2 protein-coding genes and 2 pseudogenes are annotated in these 1,872 nt (G+C 38.5%); 3 read left to right on the top strand and 1 reads right to left on the bottom strand.

Annotation, left to right across the window (positions count from 1 at the left end; all coding sequences use genetic code 11):
- Window positions 1–330: pseudogene (locus GW12_RS04635) on the bottom strand (formyltetrahydrofolate deformylase); the annotation flags it as partial.
- A 209-nt stretch (window positions 331–539) separates the two neighbouring features.
- Between GW12_RS04635 and GW12_RS04630 the strand changes: the two are divergent.
- The 3 genes and pseudogenes from GW12_RS04630 to GW12_RS04620 all read left to right on the top strand — a co-directional run.
- On the top strand, window positions 540–857 hold the full coding sequence (locus GW12_RS04630; RefSeq protein ID WP_034584113.1) for a multidrug efflux SMR transporter: 318 nt from the start codon (window positions 540–542) through the stop codon (window positions 855–857).
- Window positions 858–1,029: 172 nt separating this feature from the next.
- Window positions 1,030–1,263, top strand: coding sequence for a hypothetical protein (locus GW12_RS04625; protein ID WP_016658793.1), 234 nt, complete (start codon window positions 1,030–1,032; stop codon window positions 1,261–1,263).
- A 211-nt stretch (window positions 1,264–1,474) separates the two neighbouring features.
- A pseudogene (locus tag GW12_RS04620) lies at window positions 1,475–1,872 on the top strand (formyltetrahydrofolate deformylase); the annotation flags it as partial.

The following is a 1,872-nucleotide window of genomic DNA, read 5'->3' as shown; positions in this document are numbered from 1 at the left end:
GTAAAGCAGATTCAACAGACAATGATCAAACTTGCTGACCATGATCATGACTTTCATTGGTTTAGCACAGTCATAGAAATCTGCCTGCATGTTGAAGCGAGTCTGAATCTCCAGAAATCCAAGTTGCAGTTTTTCTAGGTCACCGTTTCCTTCATTGAAGCGGAAAACAATACGTGTAAAGAAATTTTCCGTCATTTCATCATCATATTGTGCCATTTCTGCAATATAACAGTCATTCGCTGCCAGATAACCACTAATTGCAGCGACAATTCCAGAAGCAGCAGGACAGCGTATCTTTAAAACATACTGTTTGGCAGTGTCGGTGGACATGGTGTTTCTCCTCAAGAAAATCTGCTGGAAATAAGAAAATTTTGTTTGAAATTGCAGATTTCACTATAGAAGCTGGTTGATGATTGTCGATATCGCTTAGGGATAAGCTGTCCTGTTTTTTGGGGGTATGTCTTAAGAGGTATAGGCTTTTTATGCTGTAGTTTTCAATATAAGCCTTAGTCATATCGAGTAGAACAGGTAAAATCTTAATGGCATGGATTGTGTTGCTGTTTGCGGGAATACTGGAAATTGTCTGGGCCTATTCCATGAAACTTTCAGAAGGGTTTACCAAAATTGTTCCAACTGTTCTTACCCTATTTTTCGTCATTCTAAGTTTCACCTTGCTGAGCTACTCCATGCGTTCGTTGCCTTTGGGCACAGCCTATACCATCTGGGCCGGCATCGGTGTAGTCGGTTCTTTTCTGTTGGGCATTATGATTCTGGGAGAGTCAGCACATCCAGTCCGCATCCTGGCTGCCATACTGATTTTCAGTGGCCTGATTCTGATGAAAATAACGACGGAATAATTTTGTTTATATATAGTGCATTTTTTCAGAGGGGGTGATCATTTATTAGGCATATTTTATTCTTCATAGTAAACAAAAGAGGCTGAATCGACCATTTAAAGCAGAATAGACCGCATTTAAGCTTGGCGCATAAATTGCTTATAGAACGATGTATAACAAAGGAGAACACAGTATGAGTTATCCAGAACATTTCACAATAAAAAATATCCGTATGGTGAATGAGAATACCTGTGAAATTTACATGCTGAATGATCACAAGAAAACCATGAAGGCATGGACGGTGCAATGTACCCAAGGTGTAGTTCATTTATTCCATGAACGCCTTAATCAGTTGTTGCAGTCGACGCAACCATTCCAAAGTCTGTTGCAGTTAAAGCAATATTACAAAGTTGATGTTTTATGTTGATTCCTCTTTAAATGCGGCATGGAATTTCTATGCCGCATTCAAACTCTTCACCAAATAAATATTCACTACAAGAAAAAAATATTCACAAAACTATAGACAGTTTAAAAAAAATCCAATATAAATTCCCTTAAAGAAATTTATTTTCCTTTTAGGAAAATAAAACGAGACAATTCAGATCAAATGATTGAAAAAGTTTTAAGGGAAGTTTTCCATGTTAAAAACAGATTCAGCGCAATATATTTTAAAAATTACTTGTCCAGCCGCGTCTGGTATTGTCGCCGCGATTAGTGGTTATCTGGCGGCACAACAGTGCTATATCAGTGAAATGGCACAATACGATGATGAAACTACAGGCCAGTTTTTTACCCGAATTGTCTTTCGCTTTAATGAAGGGAAGGGGGACATTGAAGCCTTGAAACAGGGTTTCGATACAGTTAAAGCCCAATTCAATATGCAGGCAGATTTCTATGACTGTGCTAAACCAATGAAAGTCATGATCATGGTCAGCAAGTTTGATCACTGTCTGTTGAATCTGCTTTACCGTCATCATAAAGGCGAGCTGGATTTTGAAATCACGGCCATTGTTTCCAATCACCTGGATTTACGTCC

The sequence above is a fragment of the Acinetobacter sp. HR7 genome, assembly GCF_000773685.1.
Classification (GTDB): Bacteria; Pseudomonadota; Gammaproteobacteria; order Pseudomonadales; family Moraxellaceae; genus Acinetobacter; species Acinetobacter thermotolerans.
The sequence above is the reverse complement of the archived record's forward strand: the minus strand, read 5'-3'. Positions and strand labels throughout refer to the sequence as shown.

Bases quoted from the DNA above. Each gene is read 5' to 3' on its own strand.
- GW12_RS04630 (WP_034584113.1), top strand. From the start codon at position 540: ATGGCATGGATTGTGTTGCTGTTTGCGGGAATACTGGAAATTGTCTGG.
- GW12_RS04625 (WP_016658793.1), top strand. From the start codon at position 1,030: ATGAGTTATCCAGAACATTTCACAATAAAAAATATCCGTATGGTGAAT.